This window comes from Blastococcus sp. DSM 46786, assembly GCF_900109665.1.
Lineage (GTDB): Bacteria > Actinomycetota > Actinomycetes > Mycobacteriales > Geodermatophilaceae > Blastococcus > Blastococcus carthaginiensis.
Genome location: NZ_FOAO01000001.1, coordinates 215,811 through 231,134, shown reverse-complemented (window position 1 = coordinate 231,134; position 15,324 = coordinate 215,811). Strand labels below are relative to the sequence as shown.

Genomic DNA, 15,324 nt, shown 5'->3' with positions numbered 1-15,324 from the left:
CGCCGCCTGCGCCGTCGGCGGCGCCCTCTCCAATCTCGGCACCCGCTGCCGACATCCTGCGCCGCCGGGCCGGTCCCGCCGCGGTTCACCGGCGGTACGCCCCGTCATGAACGAGAAACGGAACGCTGTGAGCGTGCAGACCACGACCGTCGAGGACTCGTCCACCGAACGCGCAGAGGGAACGGGAGCCTCGTCGTCGGGCGTGGGTTCGGAACGGCGCGGAACTGCGCGGCGGTCGTGGCCCCAGATCGCCGGCCTGATCTCCCTCGTCCTGCTGGTCCTGGTCGTCCCGATCGTGCACGCGCGCCAGGCGATGCACGTGGTCCCGACCTACCACCTGGACGGTGCCTTCCAGACCGCCAGCGGCCTGTTCCGGCTCGCCGAGGGGCAGTGGCCGGGGCGGGACTTCTTCCCCTACCTCGGGATCGGGCCCGTCGTCGTCCTGTTCCCTGCCTTCGCGGCCTTCGGCGGGACGCTAGCGGCGTCGGTCTTCGCGTCATACTTTGTGACGTTGCTGTCTCTGCAGCTTGTCGTGGGACTCGTCGCGGCCTTGGTCTTCCCGCGGCGGCCAGTGTGGGCCATGGCGTGGGCGGCTACCGTCCCGGCCGTGCTAGTGGCTGTGGCGATGACACGGCCCGAGCTCTGGAGCGCGGCATCCGGGCTCCTTGCGAACGCCGCAGTCCCGGGCAACAGCCTCCGTCCGATTCGCGCGGTGGCCCCTTACCTTGTTGCGGCGGTCGCCTTCTTCGTCCTGCGGTCGGCATGGTCTTGGCGTCGCACGGCCGTGGTGGGTGCCGTAGCGGGTGCCATCGCGGCACTGTGGTCGAACGACTATGGCCTGGTGTCTGGCGTGCTGGTGCTGGTGCTCCTCACCTTGTACGCGATCCGCTGGCGTCCGGCGTCACTCAAGCGCATCCTCCCTCCGCTGTGGCTTGCTGCCTCGGTGAGCTATCTGGTTGCGGGCTTCGCAGCCACCGCCGGCCACTTCGCGTCGCTGGCGCGTTACAACTTCGTCGACGTGCGTGAGGACCAGTTTTGGTACTTCTCCCCGTGGGGCCGCGCCGACCGGATCTACTCGGTGGGCGACGTGTTGCATGCCATGCAACTCGAGGGCGCGCTGTGGCCCCTGGCGGTCCTTGCCGGAATCGGGGTGTATGCCCTGCTGTCCCGGAGCCTCGCCCCTCTGCTCCTGCTGTTCACCGGCGGCTCGATCCTGGCCGGCGGCTTGGCGGCCACCATCGGTGGGCACACCGGTGGTTACTTCTGGTCCTTCGTGCTCTGGGGCTCTGTGGTGAGCGCGGCCGTCGTCGTCCGGCTGGTGGTTGTAGGAGCGGCTCGCTTACGGCCCGTTCAGCAACTTCTGGACGTGCGCAGACTCCGCGTCGGTGCCCGAGCGCTGGTCAGCGCCAGTGCCATCGCGGTCCTGCTTTCTGCCTGCGTTGTGGCCGTGCAGGCGAACTGGAGCACGGGCTCGGCCGTGGCCGGCGATCCGAGATACGCCTACGACGCAGAACTGGGTGGCTACCTCGACCAGGACTACGCCAACCAGGTGGAGCAGGTTCGCGGCCACGATGGGATTGTCGAGGAGTACATGGGGCTCGGCGGTGTGATCAACGGTCCCAACAAGGCCTTGCCTGTCGACTCGGTGATCGCCGCGCTCGGCAGCCAACGTGATCTGTTTCAGGACCGGATGGCCGACCGGCCGGCCCTCGTCGTGACGACAGCCCCGAGCGCGAGCAATTGGGTGACGTGGGGGCTCAGCGCGAACTGGTGGTTTTATCGTGAGCTCTTCCAGTCCTACGCCCCGACGCAGTCATCCCCGCTGACGCTGAACTGGGTCCCGGTTGAGCCTGCTGTATGGCAGCCGGTGCCATGTCAGGTGCGTGAGTCGCAAATCGAGCTCGCCGCTCCCTCTGCCGGCCTCTACGAGGTGACCCTGCAGTATCAAGGGCCAGGGCGGGGCTCACGTTCGTTCACGATGGTGCAGAACGACGTCAACGTGGCTTCCGGCGCCCGCGGGTTCATGGCCCTGGACCCGGGTGCGGCCGAGCAGCGGTTCCCCGTGGCGCTGCCGGAACCGGGTCCGGTCGTGCTGTCCACGAGCGACGTCGCGCCGCACTTGGAGCAGCTCACGACCTTGGAGTCCTGCACGGCCTCCGCTGTCCGGCCCCCGCAGGGGGCGGACACGTTCCAGGTGTTCAGTTCGCTGTTCTTGACGCCGGTGGACCTCACCGATGCGACGTGGGAGCGCGGCGTGGCCCGGGAAGGTGCCGCCCTGTTCGTCTTCAACACCCCGTTGAAGCTGGCCGCCCTGCAGGACGCCACCGAGGTGCGATTTCCGAACGGCGAGACGAGGGTGATCAGCCGGGTGGAGGAGGCAGGGGACTTCATCAACGTGTTCCTGGACGGCCCGCCACTGGATCCGCGGACCGCCGGTGCTGGGCAGATTCTGACACCCGTTCCCTGACTGATCTGTCAGCTCCGGGCCTGAGACGGACCCGTCCGACCCTCGGGCGGGTCGGGGTTGCGACGTCGGGTGATTCCTGTGTGACGATGGAGTTCTGATGGGGCGAGTGGGGCCGGTCTCCGACTTTTCGTCCTGACCCGCAGCGACCACCGACGTACGCTCGGTACACACGCCAGCGGGGTCGGCACCCATGCCCCCGTGCCACTGCAGAGGAGACAGAGCTGGTGCTCGGTTCCATCCGCCAGCGGATCTCGTGGCTCGCCGCCACTCTTTTCTTCGGGTTCCAGATCCGGTTCGACTTCCTCGGAATCCTGGATCCCACCTACAAGGCGCAGTTCCAGCAGGACTCGGATTCGCTCGTCGTCGACCTGATGCTCAACCCGGGATCGGCCCTCTTCCCGCAGCTCGGTGGGGTGGAGCGGAACTACGCCAGCCAGTTCGGCCTGCAGGGCATGGTGATGAACTGGCTGAGCCCCGGTGACCACTTCTACGAGGCGCTGCGGCTGACCACGTCGATGCTGACCGGCGCCGTGTTCGCCGCAGCCGTCATCGCGGTCTGGCGCGCCTGGGGCGGCCGGGCGGCATCGGTCCTCTTCGCCCTCCTCGCCATCTCCTTCTGGACCAACGGCTTCGGGGCGAGCACGTACTGGCAGCTGTGGACGCTCCTGCTGCCCCCCCTGGTTCCCCTGCTGGTCTGGCCCCACCTGGGCAGCGGCCGGCGGAAGTGGCTCCGGGGGGGCGCGATCATCGCCGGGCTGGTCTTCCTGAAGTGCCTGTGCGGTTACGAGTTCATCAGCACCGTCCTCCTCGGTGTGGCCGCCGCGGTCGGCTTCCACGAGTTCCGGGGCCGGATCGACCGGCGCCTCCTCTCCCGGTTGGTGCTCGCCATGGCCACGGGCCTGGTCGGCTTCGTCCTCGCGGTCGGCGTGCACGTCGCCCAGCTGATGGCGAAGTACGGCGACGCGTCGATCATCCGGACCCGCATGTTCGAGCGGACCGTCTCGCCCAGCGACGCGGCCGAGATGCTGGTCTGGGCGCGCGGCGTCGACGACCCGCTGTGGGGCTGGCTGGTCCAGGGGGACAGCATGCTCGGGCTCTGGGCCTTCCAGCTGGTGCACTACCTGACCAACCCCGCGGTGGCGATCCCGGCGCCGGAGGGCACCGGCTTCGGCCTGGCCGCCTACGGGATCCCCATCTGGGCGTTCGTGGTCGTCTTCGCGCTCATCGCCGGGCAGGCCGTGCGCGGACGCCAGGAGGATGCCGCCGTGCAGCGTCGGCTGGCCCTGTCCGCCGGCATCGCCCTGGCGGGCGGCATGTCGTGGCTCGTGCTGGCCTACGGGCACATGATCCACCACGCGCACATGGACTCGATCGTCTTCTACCTGCCGTTCCTGCCCCTGGTCTTCGCGATGATCGCGCTGCGCGTGCAGACGATCTCCCACCGGGCCTGGCCGACGCGGTCCGAGGCTGCGGTCGAGGAGGCGGCGCCCCGCCGCACCTGGCCGCGGCACGAGGCAGCGGCACCGGTCATGCCCGGGCCGCGTGCCGACGACCGGCAGCCGGTCGCCCAGGGTGCGGGGTGAGCCCGATGTCCTCCCAGCAGCGGATCGTCGTCGTCGGTGGCGGCTTCTACGGCACCTCGCTCGCGGCGCACCTGGCCCGTGAAGGCGCGAGCGTGGTCCTCCTCGAGGCGCGCGCGGACCTGCACGGCGGGGCCAGCTACTTCAACCAGGCGCGGGTGCACGGCGGCTACCACTACCCGCGGTCGCTGCGCACGGCCGGGCGGAGCCAGGCCTCCTACGTGGCGTTCATGGAGCGGTACCGGTCCTGCGTGGTCGACGACTTCCTGTGCATCTACGCGATCGCCCGGGGGTCCCTGACCAACGCCCGGAAGTTCCAGCGGATGTGCAACTACATCGGCGCTCCGCTGCAGGAGTCCCCGGCGTCCATCAGCCGGCTGTTCAACCGGTCGGTCATCGAGGGCTCCTGGGTGACCCGGGAGTCGGTGTTCGACGCCGTCCGCCTGAGGGACCTGATGCGGCAGGAGCTCGACGAGGCCGGGGTGGAGGTCCGACTCGGGACGCCGGTGGCCGGTGTCGGGGAGACGGCGACGGGGACCTCCGTCGCGCTGGAGTCGGGCGAGGTGCTCGACGCCGACCGGGTGCTCGTGTGCACCTACGGCGAGGGCATCGACGACCTGCCGGCCGGGGTCGGTTACTCCGGTCTGCACTGCGAGCCCTGCGAGATGGCGCTGGTCGACCTCCCCGACAGCCTGAAGGACAAGGGGATCACCGTCATGGACGGCCCCTACTTCTCGCTCATGCCGTTCCCGTCCACCCCGTACCACACCCTGAGCCACGTGCGGTACACGCCGCACGGGTCGTACGCGACCTACGGTCAGGCGGCTGCTGCGCTGCGGACCGGGCTCACCACGCGCGCCGACTGGATGATCCGCGACTCGGCGCGCTACGTGCCGGCACTGGCCGAGGCGGTGCACCGGGAGTCCATCTGGGGCGTCAAGACGGTACCTGCGCGGCGGGACCGCGACGACGCCCGACCGATCGTCCTCCGCCGGTCCGAAGGTGGACGGGTGCTGTCGTTGCTCGGCAGCAAGATCGACAACATCAACGACGCCCTGAGAGTGGCAGAGGAGCATCTCCGTGACGCTGTTTGAGACCCACACGACGGCCGGTGGAGGCGGTGACCGGGCAGGGGCGGCGCGTGCCGACGTCGTCGTCCGGGTGCCCGCGCCGCCGGAGCGCGAGGGCACCTTCCTGAGCGTCGTCGTGGTCGCCGAGGGGCCGTTCGACGAGGTCGAAGGGCACCTGGAGGCCCTGGAGACGGCCCTCGCCGACAGCTACCCGGTGCACGAGGTCGTCCTCGTCCTCCCCGGTGCCCGCGGCCGCGTGGCGTGGGCGCGCGCCCTGGGCGAGCGGAGGCCCAACCTCCAGGTCATCGGTCTCATGCGCAACGTGCGGGACGAGGTGGCCTTCACCGCCGGCCTGGACGGCGCGCTCGGCGACGTCGTCGTCACCGCCCGGCTCGGGTCCGACCGGCCCGAGGACATCATCCGGTGCGCCCGGATGATCGGTGACGACATCGCCGTCGTCGTCGGGGTGGAGTCCAGCGCACCCGCCGGCCGTCGCGTGGCCCTGCGGCTCAGCCGCGCCCTGGCCAGCCGCAGCATGGGTCAGAACATCCCCACCGTCAGCCTCGGCCTGCGCGGGTACAGCCGGCCGGCGCTGGAGGCCTGGCTGCCGCGTCGCGACCGCGACCGCGTGCTCCGGCTGCTCCCGTCCATCTCGGGCTACCCGTGGGCCGTCATGCCCTACGACTCGGGGGAGCGCAGCCAGCCCCGGCCGGCCAGCAGCTTCCGCCAGGTCGTCCGCTCCATCTTCTACGCCAGCGGGCGCCCGCTCCGGGTCGCCGTCGGGCTGGCCCTGCTCGCCAGCCTGGCCAACCTGCTGTACGCCCTCTACGTCCTCGCGGTCGGCTTGATCAGCGACAGCGCGGTGGAGGGGTGGACCTCCATGAGCCTGCAGATGAGCGCCATGTTCTTCCTGCTGAGCGTGGTCATCGCCATCATGGCCGAGTTCATGTTCCAGTCGAACGAGACGACCAACGAGCTGCCGATCTACCGGGTCGCCTTCGAGGCGACGAGTTCGGTGCTGTCCGCCCGGGACATGCTCAACGTCGACGCGGCGGCACCCGGTACCGCGCCGGGATCCGGCCCCTCGGCGGGCATCGGGGCCGCGAATCACGTGGCCGAGCCGGCGACGGTCGACCGCCGCGAGCACGTGCGGGCCGCCCGGTGACGGCGGCCGGTCGCCGGGCGCTCGTCGGGTGGACGGGCTTCGTCGGGGGCGCGCTGCTGCCCCGCGTCCGGCCCGTGGCGCGTTTCCGCAGCACCGACATCGACCGGCTCCCCGAGGCCGACGTGGACCAGGTCGTCTGCGCCGGTGCCCCGGCGGAGAAGTGGCGGGCCAATGCCGAGCCCGAGGCCGACTGGGCGAACATCAGCCGCCTGATCGACGCCCTCGACCGCAGCCGCGCCACCTCCTGCGTGCTGGTCTCCACCGTCGACGTGTACGCCGACTCCCGCGGTGCCGACGAGACGACGCCGGCCGACACCTCCCAGGAGCAGGCGTACGGCCGCCACCGCGCACTGCTCGAGGAGTTCGTCAGCCGCCGCTTCGACGATGCGCTCATCGTGCGGCTGCCGGGCATGTTCGGCCCGGGGCTCAAGAAGAACCTGGTGTTCGACCTCATCCACCAGCCGGAGGCACGCTTCGCTCACCAGGCCTCGCGGTTCCAGTTCTACGACGTCCGCGACCTGTGGGGCCACGCGCTGCTGGCCCGGGACGCCGGTCTGCCCGTCGTCAACCTGGCGACCGAGCCGGTGAGCTCGGGGCAGGTCGCGCGGGAGTGCTTCGGGGTGGACTACCGCTGCGACGACCGACCCGAGGTGGCCTACGACCTGCGCACCGTCCACGCGGACGAGCTGGCCGGTCGACCGGGCCCCTACCTGCGCTCGGCCGACGAGGTGCTGGCCGGCATCTCCGTCTGGGGGCGCGCGCTCGTGGAGGCGCGGCCATGAGGCTCGCCTTCTCCAACCTGGCCTGGCCGGCGGAGCTGGACCCCGCGATCCTGCCGGGCCTGCACGCGCGCGGCTTCGAGTCGCTGGAGGTCGCTCCCACCCGGCTGTGGAGCGACCCGCTCGCGCAGCCGGCCGACGAGGTGGCCCGCGTGCGCGCGCAGATCGAGTCGTCGGGCCTGCGCATCACCGCCCTGCAGTCGCTCCTCTTCCAGCGTCCGGAACTCCAGCTGTTCGGGAACGACGAGGCCCGCGAAGGTCTCTACGAGCACCTGGTGGGCATGGCCCGCCTGGCTGCGGCGCTGGGTGCCACGAGACTCGTCTTCGGTTCGCCGGGCAACCGGCGCCGGGGCGACCTCCCGGTCGCGCAGGCCGACGAGATCGCCGTCGAGCTCTTCGCCCGGCTCGGCGCCGTCGCCGCCGATCTCGGGGTGTGCTTCTGCATCGAGGCCAACCCCGAGGCCTACAAGTGCGACTACCTGACCGATGCCGTGGCCTCCACGGCGTTCGTCCGCTCCGTCGACTCGCCGGGCGTCCGCCTGCACCTCGACACCGCCTGCATGCTGCTGGCGGGGGACGACGCTCCTGAGCGGGTGCGCGCGGGTGCTGACGTGCTCGCGCACGTGCACGCGAGCGCTCCGCAGCTCGGGGTCGTCGGTGGTGACGGCCCGGTGGACCACGGACCGGTCTCCGACGCCTTGCGGTCCGTGGGCTACACCGGCCACGTCTCCGTCGAGATGCTGCCGCCCGGTGGCGACGACCTGACCGGCGCCGTGTGGCGCACCGCCGATTTCGTGAGGAAGACCTACGCGTGAGCACTGATCTCCTGACCGTCAGCGAGGAGAACGGGTGGGCCGTGCCCCGCGGGGAGGTCCACGTCCTCCGGGAGAAGCGCAGTCGCTACTGCGTCCTCATCCCGGTGATCAACGAGGGCGAGCGGCTGCTGGCGCAGCTCGGCCGGGTCCGTGACCTCGGCCTGGACCTTGACGTCATCGTGGCCGACGGCGGGAGCACGGACGGTTCCAACGTCCCGGACGTGCTCGCCGGGCTGGGCGTCCGCGCTCTGCTGGTCAAGCGGGACGCCGGCAAGCTGAGCGCGCAGCTGCGGCTGGGCCTCGCCTTCGCCATGGCCGAGGGCTACGCCGGGGTGATCACCGTGGACGGGAACGGCAAGGACGACGTGTCGGCCCTGCCCCGCTTCGTCGAGGAGCTCGATCGCGGCGCCGGCTTCGTCCAGGGCTCCCGGTACGTCCCCGGGGGCCGGGCGATCAACACGCCGCGCGAGCGGCACCTGGCGATCAAGCTCTTCCACGCCCCGCTCACGTCGCTTGCGGCCCGGCGTCGGTACACCGACACGACCAACGGCTTCCGGGCCCATTCGCGGGAGCTCCTGGAGGACCCGCGGGTCGCACCGCTGCGCTCGGTCTTCGACACCTACGAGTTGCTCGCGTACCTCCCCATCAGGGCGGCCCGGTTGGGTTACCGCTGCCTCGAGGTGCCCGTCACGCGGGCATATCCGGACGCCGGCTCCATCCCCACCAAGATCCACGGCCGTCGGGCGCAGTTCGAGCTCGTGAAGATCCTCGTGCGTGCCGCGCGCGGGGTCTACGACCCCGACGGGCAGTGACCGCGGAGCGAGGGCAGGTCGGCGTCTTCCTCCGGTTCCTGCTCGTCAACGCGCTCAACACCGGTCTGTACTGGGGCCTGTACCTCCTGTTCCTGCAGGTGATGCCGTACTTCTGGGCGAACGCCGTGGCGCTGGTCCTCGCGGTGCTCGTGGCCTACGTGGCCAACGCCCGGTACGCGTTCGGTGTCGCCACCTCCCGGTCCTCGCTGATGAGGTACCTGGTCGCGAACGGCACGACCATCGTGCTCCGGATGCTGGTGGTCTGGGTGCTGGTGGCGCCGGGGTTGCTCCCCGAGGAGCTGGCCCCGCCGGCGGCGGTCGCGATCACCATGCCGGTCGCCTTCCTGCTCACCCGGTGGGCGATGAAGGTGACGCCTCCCGGTCGGGGACCGGTCGCGGCGCCGGTGGAGACCCCGTCGCGCGGGAGCCGGGCGGCCGCCCCCCTCTGACCGGCGCGGGTGCTCAGCCGAGCAGCCGGGACACCGCCGACAGCCGGTCGTCGCCGGCCATCGCGCTCCACCATGCCGACCAGCCGGCCGCGTCCGCAGCGCTTCCAGCGCCCGGCGCACGGCTTCCCGGTCACCGCGGCGCGACGCGGCGAGCGCGGCGTAGAGGTCGCGGGCTCCTTCGGGGGCGAACACGGCGAGGTGGTCGTAGTCCCGCTCGTCGTAGGCACGCTGCAGGTTGTGCAGCATCCGCAGCTGGGCGACGGGGTTCCCCGAGTCGTCGACCCGCAGGTCCACCCGGACGCCGTCGTCCTCGTCGGTCGCCGGCTCGGCGCCGACCACCAGGAGGGCGGCGGACTGGCGCCCGCGCACGTCCCCTCCGGCGGCCTGGCCAGCACCGAGCGCGGCCAGGAGCCGGTCGGGCAGCTCCCCGCCCGTCGCGCTGAACGAGTCGGACATCGCCGGCAGCACCTCGTCGGAGGCGAGCATGTTGCCCTGCACGCTGAACCCCGCACCCACCAGGTGCCCGGACACGGGGAACGATCCCGGGCCGGTGTCCGCGGAGACCCGGCCCGTGGCGTCCAGGACCGCGATCTGCCGGTCGGCGTCCTCGGCCGAGTGCGCCGCCCGCCGCACCAGCCCTGCGGGCGTCGAACCGGCTGCGAGGCCCTCGAGGAGCGCCTTCCCGAGCCCCCGTCGGCTGCGGGCCTGGACGGCGACGACCCCCACGCCGGGCTGCGCCGCAGGCACCGCCCGGCCGACGGCCAGGATGCAGGACGAGACGGCGATGCCGAGGTCCCCGGTGACGGGATCACGGGCCAGGACCGAGAACGTCACGGCGGTGACGTCGTGGGACGGGCGGGCGTCGGCGCGGACGGGTCAGTCGTCGCGACCCAGTTCGCGGATGCCGTCGACACGCTGCCCGAGCGTAGCCGTCACGCGCTCGCTCGCCGCCCGGCGCGCCAGCCCCGGCAGGTCGGCCGAGGTGACCAGGACCACGGAGGCGCCGGCCGCGAGCGGCGCGAGCAACCAGGCGACCGGCCCGGCCTCGGCGGCCACGCGGGTGTCGACCAGCAGCCGGTCGCCCTCCACGATGCCGAGCCGGTCGGCCAGCTCACCGGCGGCCTCCACCAGCCCGCCCAGGGAGAGCTCGAGGCCGCCCGCCACCAGGCCGGGGTCGGCCGGCCGTGGCGGCGACCACGGGGCGAAGACGTCGCCGTGCACCCGCACCTCGAGCGCGAAGTCCCGGGCCGGACCCGCGTAGCCGCTCATTCCCATGCCGAGGGGGTGCAGCGACAGACCCAGCAGGTCCTCGACCCCCTGCTCCTCCAGCGGTGCCAGCCGTTCCTGGGCGGCGAGGACGACGTCGGCACCTTGCAGACCGCCCTCGTCCTCGGCGGCGGTGTCCAGCACGGTGGCGCCGCAGCTCCACACCGCCAGCAGGACGGCCGCGGTCTGCCAGTGCACGGGCAGCGCCACCACGACGGTGTGTCCCGGCGCGACGTCGAACTCCTCCTGCAGGAGGTTGGCCGTCTTGGCCACCCAGTTCGCCAGGGTCGCCGCGGACAGCTCCACCCGCTCCCCGGCGGTGTCGTCGTAGTAGGTGACGAGAGGTGTGGCGGGGGACCGGCGCAGGACGCGCGCCAGCAGGTCGGCCGGTGTGGGATCAGCGGCGGGCATCAGTTGATGCAGGAGGTGTCAGCCGCCGTGCGGGCATCTTCTGCGACGACCTCCGGGGCGGGGGGCGGCGGGGTGACCGCCTGACCGACGCCGTTGAAGTCGCTGCCGAGCACGAGCTGGACCGTACCGCGGCCGGCGTCCTCGCTCTCCGCGGCGACGGCCCCGGGGATGGCGGCCGCCACCGTGCTGGCCAGCGCCTCGTCCCCGGCGGCGTAGCGGACCTCGGTCCGCTCGTGGTCCATGGACGAGGCGTTACCGGTGGAGCCGACGGTGAACCCGGCGGTGGTCAGGGACGAAGCGGCCTTCGCGGCGAGGCCCGAGGTGCCGGATCCGTTGTAGACGTCGATGGTCACCGCCGAGGGGTCGACGGTCGCCGGGGCCTCTGCGGTCACCGGGGCCTCGGGCTCGGGCTCGGCCGAGAGGTCGGCGAAGAAGGCCTGCAGCGCGTCCTCGTCCTCGAGCCGGACGATCGACTTGCCCTCCTCCTCGCCCGTGCCGACGTTCGGCACGGTCTGGAACTCGATGCTGCCGGCGGCCACCGACTGCATCTGCTCGGCCAGCTGCATCAGGTCCAGCGACTGGTCGACGGTCAGCGATTCGGCGGCGGCCTGCACCAGCTGCCGCTGCTTGCCCAGGTCGAGCAGCACGTCCTCGGAGAGCATCTTGCGCAGCACGCCCGCGATGAACACCTGCTGGCGGACGATGCGGTCGAAGTCGCCGCGGCCCTGGGGGCCGAAGTTGTGCCGCTGACGCACGAACTTCAGCGCATCGGCGCCGCTGATCGTCTGCACGCCGGCGGGGAAGTAGGCACCGGACCACTCGCGGTCGTCGACCGCCTTGCAGAGGTTGACCTCGACGCCGCCGACGACGCTCGACAGCTCGAAGAAGCCGAGCAGGTCCACCTCCGCGTAGTGGTCGATCTGCAGACCGGTCAGCTTGGAGATCGTCTGCACCAGGAGCTGCGAGCCCCGGGCGGACTTCTCCTCCTCCGAGGAGAAGTCCGGGGCGTTCATCCGGCCGTAGGCGTAGGCGGCGTTCAGCCGGTCCTCCCCGTATCCGGGGATCTCCACCCAGGAGTCCCGCGGAAAGCTGACGAAGGAGGCGCGCGATCCGTCCGCGGGCACGTGCACCAGGATCATCGTGTCGGTGTTGACGCCGGAGTCGGTCCCGGCGTTGAGCTCGGTGAGCTGCTGCGCGGTCAGGGCGCTGCGGCTGTCGTTGCCGACGAGCAGCAGGTTCATCGCCTCGCCTGCCCGGCCCGAACCCTGGTTGCCGTCCTCGGGGATGGCGTCGGTCCGGTTGACGGTGGCCGCGGCCACCTGCCCCAGGTACCAGCCCCAGCCGGAGCCGGCGAGGAGCGTCGCGGCCAGCGCCCCCGCGACGACGCGGGTGGCGACCGCGGCGCGGTGGCCGCGACGGCCCCGGGGTGCCGCTGCGCCGGCCCGGCCCACCGGGCCCTCCTCCGCGCGGCGACGGGGCGGCCGCCCCGCGCGGGGGTCGAGGCGCGGGGGGAGCGGCCGCCCGGTCGGGCTGTCCTGCTCGTTCCGGTCTCGGCTCACGGTGTCCTCACATCTGCGGTGGCCAGCGTCGTCCCGACGCTCCCGGACGGCGCCGGCGTCGGCGCGCGGGCGTCTCGAGTGCATGGCATCGGTCCTGCGAGGCTAGCCACGCGAGGGGGCGTGCCGGGTCCCCGACACGGGGCCGGCGGTGGCGTCGGAGGTCGACGGCGCACGCCTGGCCACGCGGGTGACCTGGCACCACAGCCGTCACACGGCCGGCGCCAGGGCGTGCTGGTGGGCAGGCTGTGACCCCCGTGTCCCGAGGGGTGGACGGGGTCGTCCGTCACACCGGCGCCTGCGGTCCTCCCGTCGACGACGCAGGTAGCGTCGAGCCCGTGAGCGCAGCGACGACCCCGGTCGAGTCCCCCTGGCGGAGGGCGCTGGCGGACCTGGCAGACGGGTGGCGTCAGCGCGAGCTCTGGGGGCACCTCGGCTGGCAGGACATCCGGCAGCGGTACCGGCGGTCCCTGCTCGGCCCCATCTGGATCACCATCAGCATGGCGGTCACCGCGGTCGCGCTGGGCATCCTGTACGCGGGCCTCTTCGGCAACCCGCTGGCGGAGCAGCTTCCCTACATCCTCGTCGGCTTCATCGTGTGGGGCTTCATCGCCGGGTGCATCAACGAGGGCTCCGAGGTGTTCATCGCCAACGAGGGCCTGATCAAGCACCTGCCCTCACCGATCAGCGTGCACGTGTACCGGCTGGTGTGGCGCCAGATCCTCTTCTTCGCGCACAACCTGATCGTCTACGCGGTCATGCTCATCGTGTTCCCGCAGCCGCTCACGTGGATGTCGCTGGCGGCGATTCCCGGGTTCCTGCTGCTGATGCTCAACGGCCTCTGGATCGCGCTGCTGGCGGGGATCGTGAGCACCCGCTTCCGTGACCTCACGCCGATCACCCAGAGCATCGTCCAGCTGATGTTCTTCATGACCCCGATCGTCTGGATCTACGAGGACTTCCTGAACAGCCCCAACCCGGCGATCGCCGAGCGGGCGCGGTGGGCGGAGCTCAACCCCTTCCTCCACTTCCTCGAGATCGTCCGGGCGCCCATGCTCGGGGCCGACCAGAACCTGCGACACTGGGTGGTCGTCCTGGCGATCACCGTCGTCGGCTGGGTCCTCGCCCTCACCGTCATGCGCCGGTACCGAGCCCGCGTCGCCTACTGGGTCTGACGCCTGCCAGGTCCGCCGACAGAAAGGCACGGTTCGTGGTCAGCATCACGACGCGGGATGCGTCTGTGGACTTCCCCATCTTCGACGCGAAGAGCAGGTCTCTCAAGAAGACCGTGCTCGGCGTCGTCGGCGGCAACATCAGCAGCGACACCAAGGTGCCGATCATCGAGGCGCTCCGCGACATCAACGTGGACCTCCAGCACGGCGCACGCGTCGGCCTGGTCGGGCACAACGGCGCCGGCAAGTCCACGCTGCTGCGGCTGCTCGCCGGCATCTACGAGCCCACCCGCGGCACCGCCGTAGTGGAAGGGCGCGTCGCCCCGGTGTTCGACCTCGGCGTCGGGATGGACCCGGAGATCTCCGGCTACGAGAACATCATGATCCGCGGGCTGTTCCTGGGCATGACGCGGAAGCAGATGGAGAAGCGGGTCGACGACATCGCCGACTTCACGGAGCTCGGCGACTTCCTCTCCATGCCGCTGCGCACCTACTCGACGGGTATGCGCGTCCGGCTGGCCCTCGGCGTCGTGACCAGCATCGACCCCGAGATCCTCCTCCTCGACGAAGGCATCGGGGCCGTCGACGCGGCCTTCCTCGAGAAGGCGCGGGACCGCCTCAGCGACCTGGTCGACCGTGCCGGTCTGCTCGTCTTCGCCTCCCACTCCGACGAGTTCCTCATGCGGCTGTGCACGAGCGCCATCTGGATGGAGCACGGGCGGATCAGGCAGCAGGGCCCGCTGAAGGACGTCCTGCGCGCCTACAAGGGGCCCGAGGCGTATCCCGACGAGGGGCACGGTGCCGCGTGAGCACGGTGCCGCGGGCCGCTGACGAACTCGTCGTCGCGGTCATCGTCACCCGGCAGCGGGCCGAACTGCTCCGCCAGAGCCTGCAGGCCATCGCGGCGCAGACCCGGCCGGTCGGTGCCGTCGTCGTCGTGGACAACGGCGCCGACGCCGAGACCCGGGCGGTCGTGGAGGCGTACGGCGCCCGGACCGTCTACCTGCCGTCGCGGACGAACCTCGGTGGTGCCGGCGGGTTCGCGCTCGGGCTGCTGACCGCCCTGTCCCTCGGCGCGGACTGGGTGTGGTGCGCCGACGACGACGGGCGCCCCGGGGGCGACGACGTCCTCGAGGTCCTCCTGGGGGAGGCCAGGACGCGCGGGCTCGCCCAGGTCTCACCGGCCGTGGTGGACGAGGCCGATCCCCGGCGCCTCGCCTTCCCGCTGCGCCGCGGCCTCCGCTGGTGGGGGACCGTGGACGCCTTCGAGCCGGGGGAGTTCCTGCCGTCGTACGCGTCCCTGTTCAACGGTGCGCTCTTCCGGGCCTCGGCGTTCCAGGCGGTCGGCGTGCCGGACCTGCGGCTGTTCCTGCGGGGCGACGAGACGGAGATCCACCGCCGCCTGCAGCGCTCGGGGCTGGCCTTCGGGACCACGATGCGGGCGGTGTACCTGCATCCGCAGGGCGGAGACGAGTTCGTCCCGATCCTGGGCGGGCGGCTCTCCGCGCAGTACCCGGGTGACGAGGTCAAGCGCTTCTTCACCTACCGCAACCGCGGCTACCTCATGGCCCAACCGGGCATGCGCTGGCTGTTCCCGCTGGAGCTGGTCAGGTTCGGCTACTTCTTCCTCAGCCGGCGCGACGTCCGTGGTCTGCGCGACTGGCTGGCGCTCACGCGCGCGGGGCGCCGGGAGCGGTTCGCGATGCCCGGACGGGGTCGCTGAGCCACGACGACGCCGCCTGGGCCGTACGACGCGGACGGACCCCCTCCCGGCCGGGGAGG

The 15,324-nt window shown here is 71.7% G+C and carries 13 protein-coding genes and 1 pseudogene; 11 read left to right on the top strand and 3 right to left on the bottom strand.

The features are described 5' to 3' along the window. Window positions 1-133: 133 nt before the first annotated feature. From BMW62_RS01115 to BMW62_RS01080, 8 genes are all read left to right on the top strand, one after another. Window positions 134-2,467: a hypothetical protein gene (locus BMW62_RS01115; RefSeq protein ID WP_139206153.1), complete on the top strand. Its 2,334-nt coding sequence runs from the start codon at window positions 134-136 to the stop codon at window positions 2,465-2,467. A gap of 224 nt (window positions 2,468-2,691) precedes the next feature. Then, window positions 2,692-4,050, top strand: coding sequence for a hypothetical protein (locus tag BMW62_RS01110; RefSeq protein WP_091928982.1), 1,359 nt, complete (start codon window positions 2,692-2,694; stop codon window positions 4,048-4,050). A 5-nt stretch (window positions 4,051-4,055) separates the two neighbouring features. Next, a complete protein-coding gene (locus tag BMW62_RS01105; protein ID WP_139206152.1) occupies window positions 4,056-5,141 on the top strand; it encodes an FAD-dependent oxidoreductase in 1,086 nt (361 codons plus the stop codon). After that, the gene (locus BMW62_RS01100; RefSeq protein WP_091928980.1) at window positions 5,128-6,282 is read left to right on the top strand and encodes a glycosyltransferase family protein; all 1,155 of its coding nucleotides are present in this window, start codon (window positions 5,128-5,130) and stop codon (window positions 6,280-6,282) included. The genes BMW62_RS01105 and BMW62_RS01100 overlap by 14 nt, the downstream gene beginning before the upstream one ends. Beyond that, on the top strand, window positions 6,279-7,064 hold the full coding sequence (locus BMW62_RS01095) for an NAD-dependent epimerase/dehydratase family protein (protein WP_091928979.1): 786 nt from the start codon (window positions 6,279-6,281) through the stop codon (window positions 7,062-7,064). The genes BMW62_RS01100 and BMW62_RS01095 overlap by 4 nt, the downstream gene beginning before the upstream one ends. After that, window positions 7,061-7,876, top strand: coding sequence for a sugar phosphate isomerase/epimerase family protein (locus BMW62_RS01090; RefSeq protein WP_091928978.1), 816 nt, complete (start codon window positions 7,061-7,063; stop codon window positions 7,874-7,876). Before BMW62_RS01095 ends, BMW62_RS01090 begins: the two co-directional genes overlap by 4 nt. After that, window positions 7,873-8,688 (top strand): glycosyltransferase family 2 protein, encoded by an 816-nt coding sequence (locus BMW62_RS01085; RefSeq protein WP_091928977.1) that lies wholly within the window; start codon window positions 7,873-7,875, stop codon window positions 8,686-8,688. Before BMW62_RS01090 ends, BMW62_RS01085 begins: the two co-directional genes overlap by 4 nt. After that, complete coding sequence (locus tag BMW62_RS01080) at window positions 8,685-9,137, top strand: GtrA family protein (protein ID WP_170852159.1); 453 nt, start codon at window positions 8,685-8,687, stop codon at window positions 9,135-9,137. Before BMW62_RS01085 ends, BMW62_RS01080 begins: the two co-directional genes overlap by 4 nt. Window positions 9,138-9,446: 309 nt before the next feature. Here the strand turns inward: BMW62_RS01080 and BMW62_RS23060 are convergent. From BMW62_RS23060 to BMW62_RS01065, 3 genes and pseudogenes are all read right to left on the bottom strand, one after another. Further along, window positions 9,447-9,971, bottom strand: a pseudogene (locus tag BMW62_RS23060) (DUF1028 domain-containing protein); the annotation flags it as partial. 42 nt (window positions 9,972-10,013) lie between these two features. Then, the gene (locus BMW62_RS01070; RefSeq protein ID WP_091928975.1) at window positions 10,014-10,814 is read right to left on the bottom strand and encodes a TIGR03089 family protein; all 801 of its coding nucleotides are present in this window, start codon (window positions 10,812-10,814) and stop codon (window positions 10,014-10,016) included. Then, complete coding sequence (locus tag BMW62_RS01065; protein ID WP_244523763.1) at window positions 10,814-12,265, bottom strand: LCP family protein; 1,452 nt, start codon at window positions 12,263-12,265, stop codon at window positions 10,814-10,816. Before BMW62_RS01065 ends, BMW62_RS01070 begins: the two co-directional genes overlap by 1 nt. Window positions 12,266-12,708: 443 nt before the next feature. Here BMW62_RS01065 and BMW62_RS01060 point away from each other — a divergent pair, with 443 nt between their 5' ends. From BMW62_RS01060 to BMW62_RS01050, 3 genes are all read left to right on the top strand, one after another. Then, complete coding sequence (locus tag BMW62_RS01060; RefSeq protein ID WP_091929159.1) at window positions 12,709-13,545, top strand: galactan export ABC transporter permease subunit Wzm/RfbD; 837 nt, start codon at window positions 12,709-12,711, stop codon at window positions 13,543-13,545. Between the two features lie 65 nt (window positions 13,546-13,610). After that, entirely contained in the window at window positions 13,611-14,351 is a 741-nt protein-coding gene (locus tag BMW62_RS01055) for a galactan export ABC transporter ATP-binding subunit Wzt/RfbE (protein ID WP_244523762.1), read from the top strand. Beyond that, window positions 14,348-15,265, top strand: a complete 918-nt coding sequence (locus BMW62_RS01050) for a galactofuranosyltransferase GlfT1 (RefSeq protein ID WP_280138588.1) — start codon at window positions 14,348-14,350, stop codon at window positions 15,263-15,265. The genes BMW62_RS01055 and BMW62_RS01050 overlap by 4 nt, the downstream gene beginning before the upstream one ends. The last annotated feature ends 59 nt before the right edge of the window (window positions 15,266-15,324 follow it).

Excerpts from the sequence above, each read along its gene's own strand:
- BMW62_RS01090 (WP_091928978.1), top strand. The coding sequence starts at position 7,061 with ATGAGGCTCGCCTTCTCCAACCTGGCCTGGCCGGCGGAGCTGGACCCC.
- BMW62_RS01070 (WP_091928975.1), bottom strand. The coding sequence starts at position 10,814 with ATGCCCGCCGCTGATCCCACACCGGCCGACCTGCTGGCGCGCGTCCTG.
- BMW62_RS01105 (WP_139206152.1), top strand. The coding sequence starts at position 4,056 with ATGTCCTCCCAGCAGCGGATCGTCGTCGTCGGTGGCGGCTTCTACGGC.